We start from the raw sequence: 17,362 nt of genomic DNA on the forward strand, positions 1-17,362 counted from the left end.
TCTAATTCTTTATGCTGTTTTTTTATAGTTCTTGATTACAAATGCTTTATCCAATCTTTTATTAATTCCACCCCCTCTGTATGTATCATCGATCGCGCAAGTTCAGGCATGGCCGTTCCGGGTTCCGTGCTGTTCATCCTGTAATACAAGATGGACCTATCGGGAGAACCGGGCACGAGGTCAAAATCCAAGCCCCCAGCTCCAGAACCTGCTGAAACCGGACCCTTATGGTAGCCCAATCGTACTGTATCCGTTTCGGTATATTCCAGGAACAATCCTGTATTGAAAGCATCCCCACCTCTACGGTGACAATGGCTGCAGTTAATATCCAGGTATGCCCTAGCGCGCTGCTCACGGCTGAAATTCGCTTTATCTAACCAATTCGGCAAAGCTTCAACCTCTTTCAGGTCCGGTAAATTTTCCAGATGACCCGCCTTCGCTAACCTGACCAGTTGATTTTCGGTCTGACCAGCTCGGGTATAATTCATGTTCCTTGCTTTTGGACCAATTGGTAATAGTTTTGAGTCCTTGATGTGACAGCGCTTACAATCATTGGTATTAGGCACCATATAATTGGTCTTGTGCAATTTCCCCTCATCATCTTTCAGGCTGATAGGCAAGACAACACCACGGATAAATTTCACCGCATCATCCTGTTTCTCATCCCACAGGTAGTTCATCACCTTCCAATTATGGTCGGCGGGGTCCTTTACCAACAGCCTGGTTTCAATCATGATCTTCTCATCATCGCTGTTTCGATAGGCAAAATTCTTGATGATGATGGTCGAATCCGGAAACTCCAATTCTTCATTGTCCACATACTTCATCTTGCTACCTTCCGGCAAAACGATAAATCGATCTTTGATAGCATAATCTGAAAATAACGCACTGCTCAGGTCATAAGAAATCAATTCAGGATTAGGATTCAATTCCGAAAGCTTTCCTTTGAAGAAACCATAATCAGATAGTTTCTCCTTAAACTGGAATTCAGTAGGGGTATTTTGCTGTTTCTTACCTTGGTTTTGACATGCTTGAACCATGAAAACCAAGAGCAGGAAACAACTAGATATCTTTATCAAGTTAGACATGTCTACTTACATTCAAATGGTTGAACATTGCTGTTGGGCTTCCATTTCGCCGGATCTTTAACATTGGCGAAATCAGCATTCACAAACATATTTTCCCCAGGTTGGTTGATACAGACCTGATCAGGATTTGGCGTTGTTCCTTGGGTCATGATATTGCTGGTCACCCCATCATATAGAATCGCAGGGATCCTCTTGTTCTTTCTGTTAGGATCGATTCCATTCATTTGCTGTTCAGTGGCAATGATCAATTGTCCTACCCTATGCTCATAGGCCGGTTTGGGAAATTCATTCCCCATGGTTATCGTATTGCCATAGATCTTGATATTGGTCGGGATCGGCGAGTATTTATCATTGATTTTCTCTGCCGCCTTATCGTCTACGGTAAATCCAGAAGCGATGGTTACGGCCGAGCTGTTATTATTGGTAATCTTGTTATCAAAGATCTCAACATCCGAAGTGGCCAAAATAATTACTCCGCTACCCGGTGAGGCATTTCCCACTCCCCAGGAAGTACCGAAGCTCCCAGCTTTTGCAAAGTTCCTGAAATTATTATCATGGATATTGTTGTTGTAAGCCTTGATCCTGCCACCACGCTGGGACAGATCAGGAAGGTCGAACACCAAGAATCCAGCGGTATTATCGTAGAATTCATTATCATAGACTTCTGCATCCGTCGAGTTCTCGATTTCACAACCGGCCACATTTTTGGCCGCCTTGCTGTTCCTTACGATAGCACCCTTGGTCTGCCCAACATAGATTCCCGCATCCGATGCGCCTTCTGCATAGCAGTTTTCAATCAGTACATTGCTACAGAGAACCGGATAGATACCATAACCTCCACTGGTCGAATCGGCAGTACTCCAGATCGCATGCAGCTCGGAAATCACGATATCCTTACCATTGTTTATTTTTCAGGAGGTCCCCTTTGGAATCCCTGATTTCCATGCCCTGTATCTTGAAGTTGGTCACATCCGTAACGCGGATACCTTCACCCCCTTGCTTCTGGTCCTTAAAGTTCAACTTCGTTTTCGTCGGTCCTGCACCGCGGATCAGGATATGGTTTACCTGAGCAATGCTCAAGTTCTGGAAGTTATAGTTTCCCTCTTTCAGGAAAATCTCCGTACTGTCTTTTAGCGAGAGGAATGCTTCCTCGATCTTTTCTTCCTCCCCAGGGCCGAAACTCAATTGCGTTCCATAACCACTGGTCTTATCGGCCGAATTTTTACAGCCGACCAACAGGGCCAAACAGAAGATTGCAACTATTGAAATGCTTTTCATGTGATTTGTTTTTTTGGTTAATCTTAAAAAATATTATAGGCATAGCTAACGTAATACATCGCTCCGATCCTCGGGTTAGCAATACCTGTAGTATAGTATTTGTTGGTAATATTGGTTCCTCCGATGCGGATTCCCGAACGTGCTTTCAGGATCTTATAACTGATCTGCGCATCGATTACAGTCGAAGATGGAATTTGGCCTTCGCCCAATCCTCCTGCTGCTGCATAATGAAAACCTGGTTTATACCTTAAGGTAGTATTAAATGACCAAACTTGTTTCTTTCCGAAACCACTATTTCCAAATTCCATGTTCACATGGTAGTTTGGCGTATTGAAATTATTGATCTGGCTATTGTTCTTATTCTTCAGGAAGTCTGAGAAGTAATTCACCTTCGTCAAAAAGTTCTTGCCTAGATCCACGCTCACGCTGGCTGCATAACCATAGGTATTTACCGTTTCACCACCATTGAAAGCCATATTGTAGGTCACATATTTGCTTTGGTCCTTAAACGCATTTACATCATCGGTACCCGGGCTATTCGCCACATTCGCGTAGCCAATAAAGTTTTCCCAGGTAGAGAAATAGCCTAATACATCAAACATGACGCGCTTCGCAATCAATGCTGCATAGCCTACCTCGAATGAATTGACAGTTTGGGGTTTAATATCATCGTACTCAAATTTCTTTAGCACAGTAGGATCATTGGTTTGCTGGAATTCCTGGACACTTGCCAAAGTATATGGCGGGAATTCGTTGAAGTGATAATGATCGTTCAACAAAAGGTTCGAACCACCTGAAGAGTAACTGTTATAACCATTCATGGTATTCTGCAAAGCCTGGATATTAGAAGGGAAACTATAGGCATTCTGATAAGAGAACCTCAGGTAATTCTGATAAGCTGTCTGGAAGACCGCCGACGCTCTCGAGGTCAATTTTGGCTTGCCGAATAGGGTATTCTTATCCAATCGGAAGGACGTATTCAGGGTCAAGCGATCGTCGACCAGACGTTTTCCAAGAGATAGATAGCCACTATATTCTTTCACGTTGATCGGCTTGTCCAAATCAGGGAAAAGCGTGTTTTTGGAGTTCAGGCTGTACAGTCTCCAGTTTACACCGGCAATGACATCCATAAATGGAATCAGCTTCCTGAAGTTATACTGGAATTCAGCGTTATACAGTTTTGAGCGATCCAAGAAGAGTGTTCCCCCCTCCGAGATAGGCGTTTGGGAAATCTGTTTTTTCAGTGCATTAAATCCTTCAGAGCCTTCTACCAATCTTCCTTGATCAGCGAATTGCCTAGCGGCAATATGGGCCGCTTGCATATCCGAACCCGTTGCCAATGCTGTCACCAAGGCTTCGGTATATTCAGGATACCATCCACCTACATTGCCATCATAACTTACTTTCCAACCCTCATTGATCAACTGCGAGGTCGGTCCCGCAATCAGCGTATTTCCAGAATTTTCACGGGTTGTATAGGCCCTAACGAACCAATCTTCACTCTTCAGCTCCAATCGATACTGCGCCACCTTGAAATCATTGATCTGATATCGGGTATCATTAGTATAGACGATGTTCCCTGTACCAAAGGTTCCCGATGCGATAGCCTCCAAATCGGAATTTATCTTATATCGAAGTTCAGTGTTCACCTTAAACATGTTGGCATTATTGTCCAGATAGCCCCATTCTGGGTACCCTGTCCTAGCCACATAGTTTGGCTTTGCCAACATGGGCTCGATCAAGGGCGTCAAAGCCGGATTACCCATCATGGCCGCATATAGGAAAGGATTGATATCCGTATTTGTTGCACTTCCGTACATATTGATACCATTGTAATTCGGATCTACATCTGGACCTCCAGGTCCATTCTTGTTCTGCATATCATTGGCTACCCAATCATTTGCTTTCGAATACTGAGCATTGATCTTATAGGCAAATTTATCGTTTACGGTATTGGCATATCGGATGACCCAATCGTAAACCGGCGATGCCGATACGGGGTCATTGTTCTTTTTGCTATTGACATGGTTTACCCCTTGTGTCACCAAAACGCTTAACCCTTTATACTTAAACGGATCTTTTCCGGTCATTACCATGGTTCCGTTCAATCCCCTGGAACCATAGAGCGCCGAAGAAGCTCCTGATAATAATTCAATATTGTCTACATCCAATTGCGTAAGCCCGATAACCGATCCCAATGGGAAGTTCAGTCCCGGAGCCTGGTTGTCCATTCCGTCTACAATCTGGGTAAAGTTGGTATTACCACTGGTATTGAAACCCCTGGTCGTAACCGAGGTAAAACCCAAGCTGGACACCGTAACATCTACCCCACGTAGGCCCTGCACCATATCCATATAGTTGATCTGTGGCGAGTTCTGCACATCTTTGGTACTGATCTGCTCAATGGTTACCGGAGAGGACAATTTGGTCTGTACGGAACGGCTTGCGGAAACCACCACCTCCTGCGCTAAGGTGGAAGTTGGGACGAGGTCGATCAAAATAGGGCTTTGATTGTTTTCGACCAGCACTTCCTGCTTTTCATAGCCTATGGAGGAAATCAATAGGGTCAGGGGAAAGCCTTTGTTCAACCGCAGTTGAAAGTGGCCTTTATCGTCAGTAAAGGTTCCTGCACGATCATCTTTGACGCGAATAGAAATAGCCGTTGCTGGCTCTTGGGTAATCTGGTTTTTGACAACACCTTGGACAATCTGTTGGGAAATTGCGGCAAAAGGTGCAAGAAAGCAAATCACCAAAATTATGTAGGCAATTTTTCTCATGGTTATTTGGTTAGTTTATAATTCGTTACAATTACAAACAAGCTCCATAAACTCAATTACCTTGGGGATCTGCTTAGTCTATTTTATTCCTTCAAATATTAAAGTCACGAGGGTCTTTATGTCTTTAAGGCTCTGAGTATAGTCTATATTGGTTTCTCTCTTGAGAATAGCTTGTTGCTCAACATTATGCTTCAGCGCATCGGTGAAATTGATCAGTACGGAAGCCACTTCCTTTGGATCTTTCATCCTGATCTTCTTCTCTTGGATGGCCTTTTCCAAAAGGGCCGTCAAGAATTCCTTTTCACGATGCATCAGGGCATCATACAGTTCAAAAAATCTAGGCAGAAGTTTGTGCAAGGTCTCAACCGAAACGCGGTTCATATTCAACACCTGGGTGTAGTAATTGAACCTTGACTCCAGATAAAAGGCCACACAATCCTCGATCTCGGTCTTCTCTGCTGTAGCTTCTTGTAGAGTTTGGATATATTTTTCTCCTTCGCGCAGGGCAACCTCGATAAATATGTCCTCCTTCTTTTTGTAATAATAATACAACGATGTTTTATTCAGCCCAACGGCCTTTGCAATATCTTCTAAAGTGGTTTTATCTAAACCATAGCGCTCAAAACATTCCATCGCGGCCTGTTCGATCCGACTCTTTACCTGTTCTCTTTTATTCATCGCTTGACTAAAGTTAAATAATAGTTTTTCATTTTTCAAACAATTTGTTAAAATATTTGAAAAACTGGTTGAACACATCCGTTTTTAAACAAAATTTCGATTATTGTTTTTAAAAATGCTCAAAAATCCACTGATTATCAAGGCTTCCGCTTGATATTTAGAAACTATTGTTGAGGAAGTTTTCTGTTTACCTATCCTGAGGCAAGTTAGCAATGTAGTGCCCAACCATCTTTCCCGTGAAAATACAACCGCCCAAAAATGTACCTTCCAGGGAATTGTAACCATGCATCCCACCACCACCAAATCCAGCAGCTTCTCCTACCGCAAATAGGTTTGGAATGCAGGTTCCGGACAGATTAAAGGCCTGGCCATTTAGATTGGTTTCAATCCCACCAAGGGTTTTTCGGGTCAGGATGTTCAACCGTACCGCAATCAAAGGGTAATGATGGGGATCTAATATCTTATGGGGTTTTGCCGTTCGCGCGATCTTGTCGCCAAAGTATCGTCGGGTATTCTGTAGATAGCTGACCTGAAAATCCTTGCTGAACTTATTGTCCAATTCCAAATCCCGCGCTTCCACGATAGCACGCACATCTTCCAGCTTCAAGAGGTTTTCACCACTGAGCTTGTTCATGCGCTCCACAAGGTCTTCGATGGAATCTGATACAATAAAATCCTTCCCATGCTCCTTAAATGCTTCCACGGGCGCGGTCGCTTTTTTCCCAAAGAGCCTCTTCACGATCAGTTTATAGTCTTTATTGGTCAGGTCTGGGTTTTGTTCCGATCCCGATAAGGCAAATTCCTTTTTGATAATACTTTGGTTCAATATAAACCAGGAATAGCTTTTCCCTGTTCCTTGTATATGTTTAAGTGTTCCCAGCGTATCGAATCCCGGATAATATGGCGCCGGCAATCGCTTTCCATAGGCATCCAACCAAATCGATGAAGGTCCCGGAAGGATCCGGATACCATGATTAGGCCAGATGGGCGCCCAGTTTTCCAGACCTTCCGTATAATGCCACATCCGGTCCTTGTTGATCAATCGTACGTTGGCTTCTTCTGCTGCTTGCAACATCTTGCCATCCACATAGGCCGGCACGCCACAGACCATCCTTTCCGGAGCGGTGCCCAACCTCTCTGGCCATTGCTTCTTCACCATCTCCAGATTCGCTCCGATTCCACCACTGGCAATAACCACCCTGTTTACTTCAAACTCAAAGGAGCCGATAACCTCTCTGTTGCTTGCCTTCCCTCTTTCTGAATCATCCTCCTGCAATTGATTGCCGAACAGCTTGATCGTATCATCAGAAACCAACTCCATTCTGTTTACCTGATGCCTAAACTTAAACTCCAATAAACCTTTCTTCTCCATTTCTAGGGCATGTTCCGCAAAAGGCTTCACTACTCCAGGACCTGTTCCCCAGGTGATATGGAATCGAGGGACCGAATTTCCATGTCCCTGTGCCCGACCATCTCCTCTTTCAGCCCAGCCCACAATCGGGAAGAACCGCATCCCCAAGCCCTTGACATAGGCATACTTCTCCTGATGGGCAAATTTCAGGTAAGCCTCTGCCCATTGCCTAGGCCAATGGTCCTCCGGCCTATCAAATGCTGCACTCCCCATCCAGTCCTGCCTTGCCAATGCAAAGGAATCCTTTACCGATAGCCTTCTTTGTTCCGGCGAATCGATAAAAAACAGACCACCGAAAGACCAAAAAGCTTGACCGCCCAAGTTATTCCTGTTCTCTTGATCCAACATAATGACCTTTTTGCCGGCTTTAGTGATCTCATAGGCCGCAACTAAACCCGAAAGGCCAGTTCCAATGATTAGGGTAGTGGATTGGCTCATAATTGATTTTTTAAGAAAGATAGGAAAAAATATCCTTAGATATAAAACGACAAAATCCCTGGCTTTTAATATCTAAGCACAAATCGATCGCATCATTGAATACCTTTTTTATATTTAGGCCTCTTGCTGCAGTTTCCTACAAAATGTTCCACGGAGAACAAAAAGGTTCCACTAGATGTAACTTATTGATAGATAAAGCATAAAAAACTTGCTGACTGATTCTAGCATTTGTACAAAACATGTAGAACTTTCAATCTTCCGATTAAATCTTGTGTTGACCTTATTCGAAAATCATCTCAGGACAGCCGAACTTTAGGGTCCTTCTAACCATAGGATGGCGAACAGTCCCTGGAAATTATAGAGAGTCAATTGCCAGACCTGATCATAAGTGACCTGATGATGCCCAAAATGAATTGAACGAGCTCGGCAGATTCTTTTGACTGAAGATGCAACAATTACCCAAGTAATGTATCGGGTGGAGATATCTTCGTCTTTCTATTTTACATCTGCTTTTAAAAAAGAATTTGGTGAGACTCCTTCAGAGTATCTGAAAGGAGGGTGGGGATAAAGTTGGGAGGGTTTCTATAATACATATCATGCTCTGCGGTTAAATATTTTGGATAAATAATTACACTTCTCAAATACACTTTTCATTTATACAGCCCCTTTCCAGTCAATAAAGGGCTATTGCAACCTATTGAAGTAATAAAAATTTTACAAAAACTAACCTTCTGAATATTAATAGATTAACTCAAAACTGTAGTGTATTTGTGTATGATATTTTCGTTTAAAGATCTCAAAATCCTTCATTCTGTAGTGACAATGTAGGGCCATGATTTTACTCTCGCATAAAAGTTTTGTTGGAACTTTAATAATGGATTTTCCTATCTCGAAATTTTAATCCGTCTTGGGGAATACGGGCGGCATAGACCAGGGATTTTGAATAACCAATGATAAAGAAAATCACAATTAAACTATAAACCAAATTTATTATGAGAATCTTTCAAATTAAATGGACACAGAGCGTCACTTGGGCTATGTCCCTCTTTACATTGCTCGGAATGGTTTCCTGCGAAAAGGAGACTACAATCACTGAAAACCAAGTCGAAGAATTTAAGGCAACTGCACGCGCAGCTACCTACAGCTTGGTATGGTCTGATGAGTTCAATTACTCTGGCCAACCCAACAGTCAGAAATGGAGCCACGTCATTTGGAATCCAGGACAGGTAAACAATGAGAAACAGGCTTATACCAATAGGCTTGAAAACACGCGTGTTGAGAATGGAAACCTGATCATTGAAGCGAGAAGGGATTGGGGGAATGGACATGAGTACACTTCAGGCCGCTTAAACTCTAAAGCTGGCTGGAGCTACGGCAGGATGGAAGCTCGCATTAAAATTCCTTCAGGTTGGGGAACATGGCCAGCTTTTTGGCTTTATCCAAATGATGAAACTAAATATGGCTGGAACAATACGACCAATTACTGGTGGCCAAACTGTGGTGAGATTGACATCTTGGAGCATGTGGGCAAGGACCAGAACAATATCCATGGTTCTGTGCATAGCCGGGATTATTATTTCAGGATTGGCAATCAGCGCACCGGAAAAACCTATGTAGGCGATGCGACCTCGAACTATCACGTATATGCAGTCGAGTGGTCTCCTGACCGCATCGACTTCTTTGTCGACAACAATAAATACTATACGGTACATAACGACTATTCGGGTTGGGGTTCTTGGCCATTCAACCACGATTTCCACATCATCCTGAATCTAGCGGTAGGCGGAGATTGGGGAGGTGATCCAGATCCAAATATCTGGCCGAGAAGAATGGAAGTGGATTATGTCCGTGTTTATAAGATGGAAAACAGCTCTGTCATCGGGCGTACAATCAGCTTGAAAGGAAGCAATAATCTTTATGTAACTGGTCAGGACGGTAAAAGCCCTATTTTCTGTAATAAGCCAAATGCACAGGCATGGGAGCAATTTACCGTGGTTGACGCCGGAAATGGAAAGGTTGGCCTACGGAGCATGAATAAGTATCTCTCTTCCGAGAACGGTCTTAAGCCCATGACCTGTGACCGAGAAAATATGGGGGACTGGGAAAAGTTCACCTGGGAGGTCATGCCTGATGGAAGGGTCGCATTAAAGGGAAATAATGGTAAATATGTTTCCTCAGAGAATGGACTTAAGGCAATGACCTGCGAACGAGATTATCCCCAAGCATGGGAAACCTTTGCATACAATTAGTTAGAATAATAAATTCCCAAAAAGCCAGTGGTCCAATGGATCACTGGTGTTTTTGTTAACAAGATTTATGCTTCATTATAGAATCATTTTCCTTGCAATTTTAGGGTACTTTGTACCTGCTTTGACCTGTGCACAAAGCCAAGATCGTTTGATCTTTGTGGGCAAAACCGGATTAAGGTTGGAAAAAATGGATTGGTCCATTGCTGGAAATTTAGAGGGTACTAACCCCAATATCAAATCAGAGCTGAAGTGGACAGAATTGGTTATTGCTGACTTTGCCATTGCTTCTCGATTTAAATTTACTCCTAATCTCTCCATAGAAGCTGGAGGAAGTTTTGGAAAGACCCTAAGCGGCAATGTTTCAGATATCGATTATTTGGGAGATAATCGAACCAACCCTTCCTATCAACTCCATATAAAAAACAAAAAAGGCTCTGACCATTCCTTTTATGGCCATCTAGCTTATTCTTTTCAGCCAAGTGAATCTTTGGATATAGAGCCATTGGTTGGATATAAGACTTCCTCGCATAACTATTGGTTGTCAGATGATGGAATCGAACAGGGAGGCAATACGTTAAACAGTTCCTATAAAACGAATTGGAAGGGACCATATGCAGGTGTCAACATGATTTATAACCCAATGGAAAGGTTAGCCTTCCAAACAAACCTTCAATATCATCAAATCAACTATCGCGCGGAGGGTAATTGGAACCTGATGACTCAATTTGCCCATCCAAAAAGCTTTGAACATACCGCAAAAGGGTATCAAGTTTCAGCATCGATATCACCTATTTGGACTGTCCATCAAAACTTAAGGTTACTCCTGGACTTAGGCTACCATTACGGCCATACAGCTGATGGAAATGATTTGGCGTTTATGGCGGATGGAACGCAAGGTTATACCCGCTTGAATGCTGTTTCCAGAAGTTATTGGCAAGGTAGGATAGGCATAATTTTTAACTTCCTTGAAATTTAAAGGAAATCAAACACAGAGGGGAATCTATCCTTCGGTATGCCCTTTAATGCATCATTATGTACTATAGCTTGTTGCAACAATCTTTTTAAATATTTATTTTGTAATATTACATAGCGAATTTTAACCTATAGGTTATCCCCCAATACTTTTTTATGAACTATTGCTTTAGATTTCTATTTCTGATATTATTATTTATTTCACTGGATAGTTTTGCGCAGGGCACCATTTCTAAACCACAGATATTCAATTATACAAGCAGCATCTATAAGGGGGGATTGCAGAATTGGTGTGTGGCCCAAGATTCCAAAGGGGTTATGTATTTTGGGAACAATGAAGGTTTACTATCCTTTGATGGCAGAAACTGGCGAATTCACCCACTTCCGAATGCCACTGTGGTTCGCTCGGTGGCCATTGACAAGAATGACCGGATATATGTAGGTGGACAGGATGAACTTGGGTATTTTGAAGGTGATGATAAAGGCATGTTGGTCTTCCATTCCCTGAAAGAGAAGCTACAGGAATCTGAGCGGTTTTTCTCTGATGTTTGGCATACGGAAATATTGGGAGATGACATCTTCTTCCATACCTCCCTGTATATCTTTAGGCTCAGTCATGACAAGATGGTTGTGGACCGGGCCAAGAGCAGCTGGCAGTTCTTGGGACAGGTGAAGGGTGATATGTATGCTTATGAAGCCGAAATGGGCTTGATGCGGTATGAAAATGGCATCTGGAAATCCATATTAAAATCTACGGACATCGCCTCTGATGTGATTACGGATATCGTCAGTTATAATGCAGACACCCTACTTATCTCTACCCTTCGGAACGGTCTGTATACCTATATCAATGGACAGCTTGCCCCTAAAATTATTAAAGGCTATACCAATCTCAATTCCTATCGTATTTCTTGTCTGCAAGATCTTGAGAATGACCGATACGCAATAGGAACCAACTCTGGAGGATTATTTATCATCAATGCTTCTGGGGATGTGATGCAACATTACGTCTACAAGGGCGGTCTGCAGACCAACCATATACGAGCTATATTTACCGATAAAAACTCCAATCTATGGCTAGCAACCGATGATGGCATAGACTATATCACCATCAACAGCAGTGTTGGGTATATACAGCCGGATCAAAACACAACAGTCAGTGCCTATTCGCATTTAATCTATGGGGGCCGCCTGTTTATAGGAACGTCAAATGGCCTTTATGCGACCGATTTGCTCAATGGCAATAGAGGTAAGGATATTGGCATGTCTCAAGCTCATTTCAAAAAGATAGCCCATAGCGATGGACAGGTATGGTCATTAAATGAATTCAACGGCAGACTTTTGATGGCACATGAGGACGGAAGTTTTGAGATCAAGGGCGATCAGGCGAATGCGATCTATAGATCCATCGGGACATGGCTTCACAAAGCCACCACGCGGGTACTGCCATTTGAGCGATTGATAGCGGGTACTTATGCGGGTTTATGGTTGATCGGGTTTGATGGGAATAATTTTAATGAGTTGGGCCATATCAACAAGTCCAATGAATCGCTGCGTTTCATTCATTATGATGATAATGCAAATGCCGTTTGGGTGTCCCACCCCTATCGTGGAGTGTCGAAGCTTTGGTTGTCGAAAGACTTCAAGGAGGTCGTCAAGGAAAAATCATATACCCTGCCTGAGGCAGAGTCTTCTATCCTCCACAACTATCTGTTCTTTATCAAGAACAAGGTGATTGTCTGTAATCCCAACTATATCTATGAATATGACGAAAAGGCCGATCAATTTGTAAAATCAGCAGATTTTGCGGCATTAAATGGTCTGCCGATTCAGTACATGAAGGAAGACAAGTTTGGCAATATCTGGTTCGTCAGCAATAAACGATTGAGCGTCCTGGATTATTCAAAAAGCAGCAAGCAAAATCCATTCATTCTCAATCATTTTCCGATGTTGAATGGGAAGATATTGGGAGGATTTGAGTCCGTGTATGTACATGATTTAGAGAATGTCTTTATCAATGGGCAGAAGGGCGGTATTCTCCTAGACTATAAAGGTTATTTGGAGAAGGCCATCAAACCCAATGTATTGCTTCGGTTGATCAAGATATCGAATCAGGCCAAAGAGGAACTGGTCCTATATGGAGGTAATGGTAGCACTGCGGCTGAAGACCGGAAAATCCCCAATGCTTTCAATACCGTTCATTTTGAATTTAGTTCAACAAATTATGAGCAGCAGGAGCAGGTAGAATACAGTTACCTGTTGGATGGCTTGGAGACAAAATGGTCCTCTTGGAGCAACAAAGGAGAAAAGGAATACACGAATCTAGGGCCAGGAGACTATGTCTTCAAGGTCAAGTCCCGCAATGGAGTAGGAAATGAATCTGAAGAAGCTACAATTGCCTTTACAGTCGCTCCACCTTGGTACCTGCATCCCTTTATGTATGTGCTGTATGCCATCTTCTTTATCTCCTTCCCTTTCTGGATTTTGGCCATGCAGCGTAAAAAACTGAGAAGGGTCCATCAGCAGGAGCTTCAGCTTACCCAATTGGAAATCGAGAAAAAAGAAAAGGAAGTCATCAAGTTACGCAATCAAAACCTGGAGGCGGAAATAGGCTATATGGACAAGGAATTGGCCAATTTAACCATGAACATTATACAGCGCGGTGAGGCCCTTGGAAAGATTAAGGAAGGGATAAACCGATCCATGGAAGGCATAAAAGATGCGGAACTCAAGAGCAATTTCAAGCAATTGACCCGGATCATCCGATCGGCAGAACAGACCAATGATGATTGGGAGAAATTCAATATTCACTTCAATCATGCCAATGAAAACTTCTTTTTGCGCTTGAAGAAAGAGCATCCCGACCTGACCCAAAAAGAGCTGCAGCTATGTGCATTCCTAAGGATGAACCTGTCCTCAAAAGAAATTGCGCAGTTGATGCATGTTACAGCCAAGGCCGTTGAAGTAAGTCGGTATAGGCTTAGAAAAAAACTGAAGATAGACCCAGAAATCAACCTTTATAACTACCTTTTGGAGTTTGCAAAACCTGAGACACCAAATTAAGACAAGGGAAATATTTACCTGAATCCCCAAAATAGGCACAAACAGCACTGAGGGAAAACCGTAATTATACAGCGCTGATTATCAGATGTTAACAATACCGCTGTAGGGTAGCTGTAGTGTACCAAACAGAAGGAATGAGTCAAAAAATTCTCTGATGTAGTGGTAATTGTTTAACCTAAAAAATACAGAATATTCTTCTCCACAATATCTTTGATTTATCATGAAAAGGCCATAACCAAGCCTGCATGATTTTTCAATTATATCACCATGTTAATTTATTTTCCTTTTATGAGATTAAAAATTTTGCATGCATTCATCTTGATTTGCATGTGTATTTCTGTGACGGATCTGAAAGCGCAGACTTTATCGATCCGTGGACAGGTTACCTCATCAAGTACTGGAGAACCCATCTCTGGTGTGACGGTAACTGTCGAAGGTAAAAGACAAGCTACGAGTACAGATTTTGAGGGGCAGTATACCCTTGAGTTTCCGGGCAGCAGTGCCACGGTGAAGTTCTCCCAAATCGGGAAGCTATCCAAGAGTATCGAAGTAGGGCAATCTGGAGTCTATAATGTACAGTTAGAAGATGGCTTGGACGAATTAGAAGAGATCGTAGTCGTTGGTTATGGAACGCAGAAAAAGAGCGTTGTCACCGGAGCCATCAGTAGTGTGAAAGGCAGCGATCTGGAGACTATGCCAGTTACCCGATTGGAACAGTCCCTTCAAGGTAGAGCCTCAGGACTAACCATCGCTTCCAATTCCGGGGAACCAGGAGCTTCATCCACCATTAGGATCCGTGGATTCACAACATTCGGAAACAATAACCCATTATGGGTTGTCGATGGGGTCGTTGTTGATGCGGGCGGGATCAGCTACCTGAACCAATCGGATATCGAATCTATCGAAGTGTTGAAAGATGCTTCCTCACAAGCGATCTACGGTGCTAGAGCGGCTGCGGGTGTTATCCTTGTTACCACCAAGAAAGGGGCACAGGGAGCGATCCGTATTAATTACAACACATTCTTGGGCAGTTCAGCTCCGGCAAGAAAACTTAGCCTATTGAATGCCACGGAATATGCAACCTTGAGAAACGAGGCGGCTTTGGCAGCAGGAAATGCCCTGCCTTTCCAAGATCCGGCTTCATTAGGAGAAGGAACAGATTGGCAAGAACATATCTTCAATAGAAATGCATTCCGCCAGAACCATGAACTCAGCATCAGCGGAGGAAACGAGGTTTCTACCTTCTACACCTCTTTCGGTCTATTGAGCCAAGAGGGCATCGTAGCCTCGGAGATTTCCAACTATAAAAGAACAAACATCCGTTTAAACTCGGAACATAAGGTTGCCAAATGGTTGAAATTTGGTCAAAACCTAGGTTATTCCCATGAAAAAGGACAAGGTGTAGGGAACACGAACAGTGAGTTCGGTGGACCATTGTCATCGGCCATCAACTTAGATCCGACTACGCCATTGATCATCACCGATCCATCGGTGATCAATAACCCAAGCTTACCTTATGCGTCACAGGCGGTTCCACGCGATCCAAACGGCAACCCTTATGGAATTTCCCAATTTGTTGCCCAGGAGATGTCGAATCCATTGGCTTATATCCAAACCCGTTTAGGCAACCATGGATGGTCAGACAATATCGTAGGTAATGTATATGGTGAGTTAGAGCCTATCAAGGGCCTAAAAATCCGTTCTACCTTAGGTTCAAAGCTATCTTTCTGGGGAAATGAGAGCTTCACCCCTGTATATTACCTGAATGCGGTAATGAAGAGAGCACAGAACGACTTTACCCGTGGAACGAACAGAGGTTTTGATTGGAACTTAGAAAACACCATTTCCTATCAATATACCATCCAAGACCATAATATTTCCGCATTGGTGGGTCAAGGAGCGTACTATGACAACCGCGCGAGAGGTATAGCCGTAACTTATTTTGATATTCCTGTCAATAATTTTGATGATGCCTCCCTGAACTACACCGTTCCGGCAGATCAAAAGAATTCCTCCGGTTATGAGAATGTGGGACATACGGTTTCCTCCTTATTTGCCAGATTAAACTATAATTACAAGGAAAAGTACTTGGCTGAAGGATTGATCAGAAGAGACGGATCATCCCGTTTTGGAGCCAATAACAAGTACGGTATCTTCCCGTCTTTCTCATTAGGTTGGGTCGTTAGCAAGGAAGATTTCCTAATCGACAACCCACATATCAACATGTTGAAGATCCGCGGAGGATACGGGGTAGTCGGTAATGATAACATCGGTGATTTTGCTTTCCTTTCCACTATCGGTGGCGGACGTAATTACACCATTGGCTTAACGGACATCTATACCGTAGGAAATAGCCCGAATGCACCATCAAACCCAGACCTGAAATGGGAGCAGACCAGTCAGGCCAACATAGGTTTGGAGTTGTCCTTTTTAAGGAACTTCAACCTGACCTTCGATTGGTTCAATAAAGTAACGACCGGTATTTTACAGAATCCACGTATCCCAGGTTATGTTGGGGCAATTGGAAACCCTGCAGCCAATGTTGCGGACATGAAAAATACAGGTGTGGAGTTGGAACTGGGCTACAAAAATCGACTAGGAGAAGTCAATTTCGCCTTGAACGGAAATGCATCCTACCTGAAGAATGAGGTGACCGATATCGGTGCGGGCGTGAGCTTCCTGAACGGAGCTGGTTTCCAGGCATCGACCTACAACATCACCCGTACCATGGTAGGCGAAGCTTTCAACTCATTCTATGGGTTCAAGACCATGGGTATCTTCCAGAACCAAGCCGAGATTGAAGCATACAAGAGCGCTGAAGGCGCTTTGATCCAGCCGAATGCACGTCCAGGAGATTTCAAATGGGCAGATTTAGATGGCAATGGCGCAATCGACGCAAATGACAGAACTTTTATCGGCGATCCGACACCAAACTGGTCTTTCGGTTTCACCCTGAACCTAGAGTGGAATAATTTTGATGCCCTAATCTTCGGACAAGGGGTAGCTGGAAACAAGGTATTCCAAGGTTTGAGAAGGCTAGACATCAACAATGCCAATTACTCTACACGAGCTTTGGGAAGATGGACAGGAGAAGGCAGTTCGAACGACTATCCACGTTTAACGGATGCCGATGCGAACAATAACTTCACGAATCCTTCGGAATTCTACTTGGAGGATGGAAGCTACTTCCGCTTGAAGACCGTTCAGATCGGATATTCCATCCCTTCGGAACTAACCAGAAGGATCGGACTTCAAAAAATCAGGCTATATGCCATGGCTGAGAACCTGATGACCTTTACGAAATATACAGGATACGACCCTGAAATCGGTGGTGGTATCATGAGTATCGACCGAGGCATCTATCCGCAAGCAAGGTCATATATGTTCGGTCTAAATGTTGCATTTTAA

Annotated in this window: 11 protein-coding genes; 5 read left to right on the plus strand and 6 right to left on the minus strand. The window is 43.3% G+C overall.

Annotation, left to right across the window (positions count from 1 at the left end; all coding sequences use genetic code 11):
* Positions 1–35 precede the first annotated feature (35 nt).
* The 6 genes from ACWICE_RS03415 to ACWICE_RS03440 all read right to left on the minus strand — a co-directional run bounded on the left by ACWICE_RS03415 (position 36) and on the right by ACWICE_RS03440 (position 7,670).
* Positions 36–1,088: an SO2930 family diheme c-type cytochrome gene (locus tag ACWICE_RS03415; protein WP_454297645.1), complete on the minus strand. Its 1,053-nt coding sequence runs from the start codon at positions 1,086–1,088 to the stop codon at positions 36–38.
* 2 nt (positions 1,089–1,090) lie between these two features.
* Positions 1,091–1,975 carry a parallel beta-helix domain-containing protein gene (locus tag ACWICE_RS03420; protein WP_454297646.1) on the minus strand — a complete coding sequence of 295 codons (885 nt, stop codon included), beginning with the start codon at positions 1,973–1,975 and terminating at the stop codon, positions 1,091–1,093.
* A gap of 7 nt (positions 1,976–1,982) precedes the next feature.
* The gene (locus ACWICE_RS03425) at positions 1,983–2,366 is read right to left on the minus strand and encodes a hypothetical protein (protein WP_454297647.1); all 384 of its coding nucleotides are present in this window, start codon (positions 2,364–2,366) and stop codon (positions 1,983–1,985) included.
* Positions 2,367–2,389: 23 nt separating this feature from the next.
* On the minus strand, positions 2,390–5,143 hold the full coding sequence (locus ACWICE_RS03430) for a TonB-dependent receptor (protein ID WP_185215735.1): 2,754 nt from the start codon (positions 5,141–5,143) through the stop codon (positions 2,390–2,392).
* Positions 5,144–5,221: 78 nt separating this feature from the next.
* The gene (locus tag ACWICE_RS03435; protein WP_185212838.1) at positions 5,222–5,821 is read right to left on the minus strand and encodes a TetR/AcrR family transcriptional regulator; all 600 of its coding nucleotides are present in this window, start codon (positions 5,819–5,821) and stop codon (positions 5,222–5,224) included.
* Positions 5,822–6,008: 187 nt separating this feature from the next.
* Complete coding sequence (locus ACWICE_RS03440) at positions 6,009–7,670, minus strand: FAD-binding dehydrogenase (RefSeq protein WP_454297648.1); 1,662 nt, start codon at positions 7,668–7,670, stop codon at positions 6,009–6,011.
* A gap of 412 nt (positions 7,671–8,082) precedes the next feature.
* Between ACWICE_RS03440 and ACWICE_RS03445 the strand changes: the two genes are divergently transcribed.
* From ACWICE_RS03445 to ACWICE_RS03465, 5 genes are all read left to right on the plus strand, one after another.
* Positions 8,083–8,238 (plus strand): helix-turn-helix domain-containing protein, encoded by a 156-nt coding sequence (locus tag ACWICE_RS03445; RefSeq protein ID WP_409529767.1) that lies wholly within the window; start codon positions 8,083–8,085, stop codon positions 8,236–8,238.
* 424 nt (positions 8,239–8,662) lie between these two features.
* Positions 8,663–9,919, plus strand: a complete 1,257-nt coding sequence (locus tag ACWICE_RS03450) for a family 16 glycosylhydrolase (protein ID WP_454297649.1) — start codon at positions 8,663–8,665, stop codon at positions 9,917–9,919.
* A gap of 67 nt (positions 9,920–9,986) precedes the next feature.
* Entirely contained in the window at positions 9,987–10,895 is a 909-nt protein-coding gene (locus ACWICE_RS03455; protein ID WP_454297650.1) for a hypothetical protein, read from the plus strand.
* A gap of 152 nt (positions 10,896–11,047) precedes the next feature.
* Entirely contained in the window at positions 11,048–13,954 is a 2,907-nt protein-coding gene (locus ACWICE_RS03460) for a triple tyrosine motif-containing protein (protein ID WP_454297651.1), read from the plus strand.
* Positions 13,955–14,242: 288 nt separating this feature from the next.
* Positions 14,243–17,362, plus strand: coding sequence for a SusC/RagA family TonB-linked outer membrane protein (locus tag ACWICE_RS03465; protein ID WP_185212832.1), 3,120 nt, complete (start codon positions 14,243–14,245; stop codon positions 17,360–17,362).

This window comes from Sphingobacterium sp. NPDC055346, from assembly GCF_053645235.1.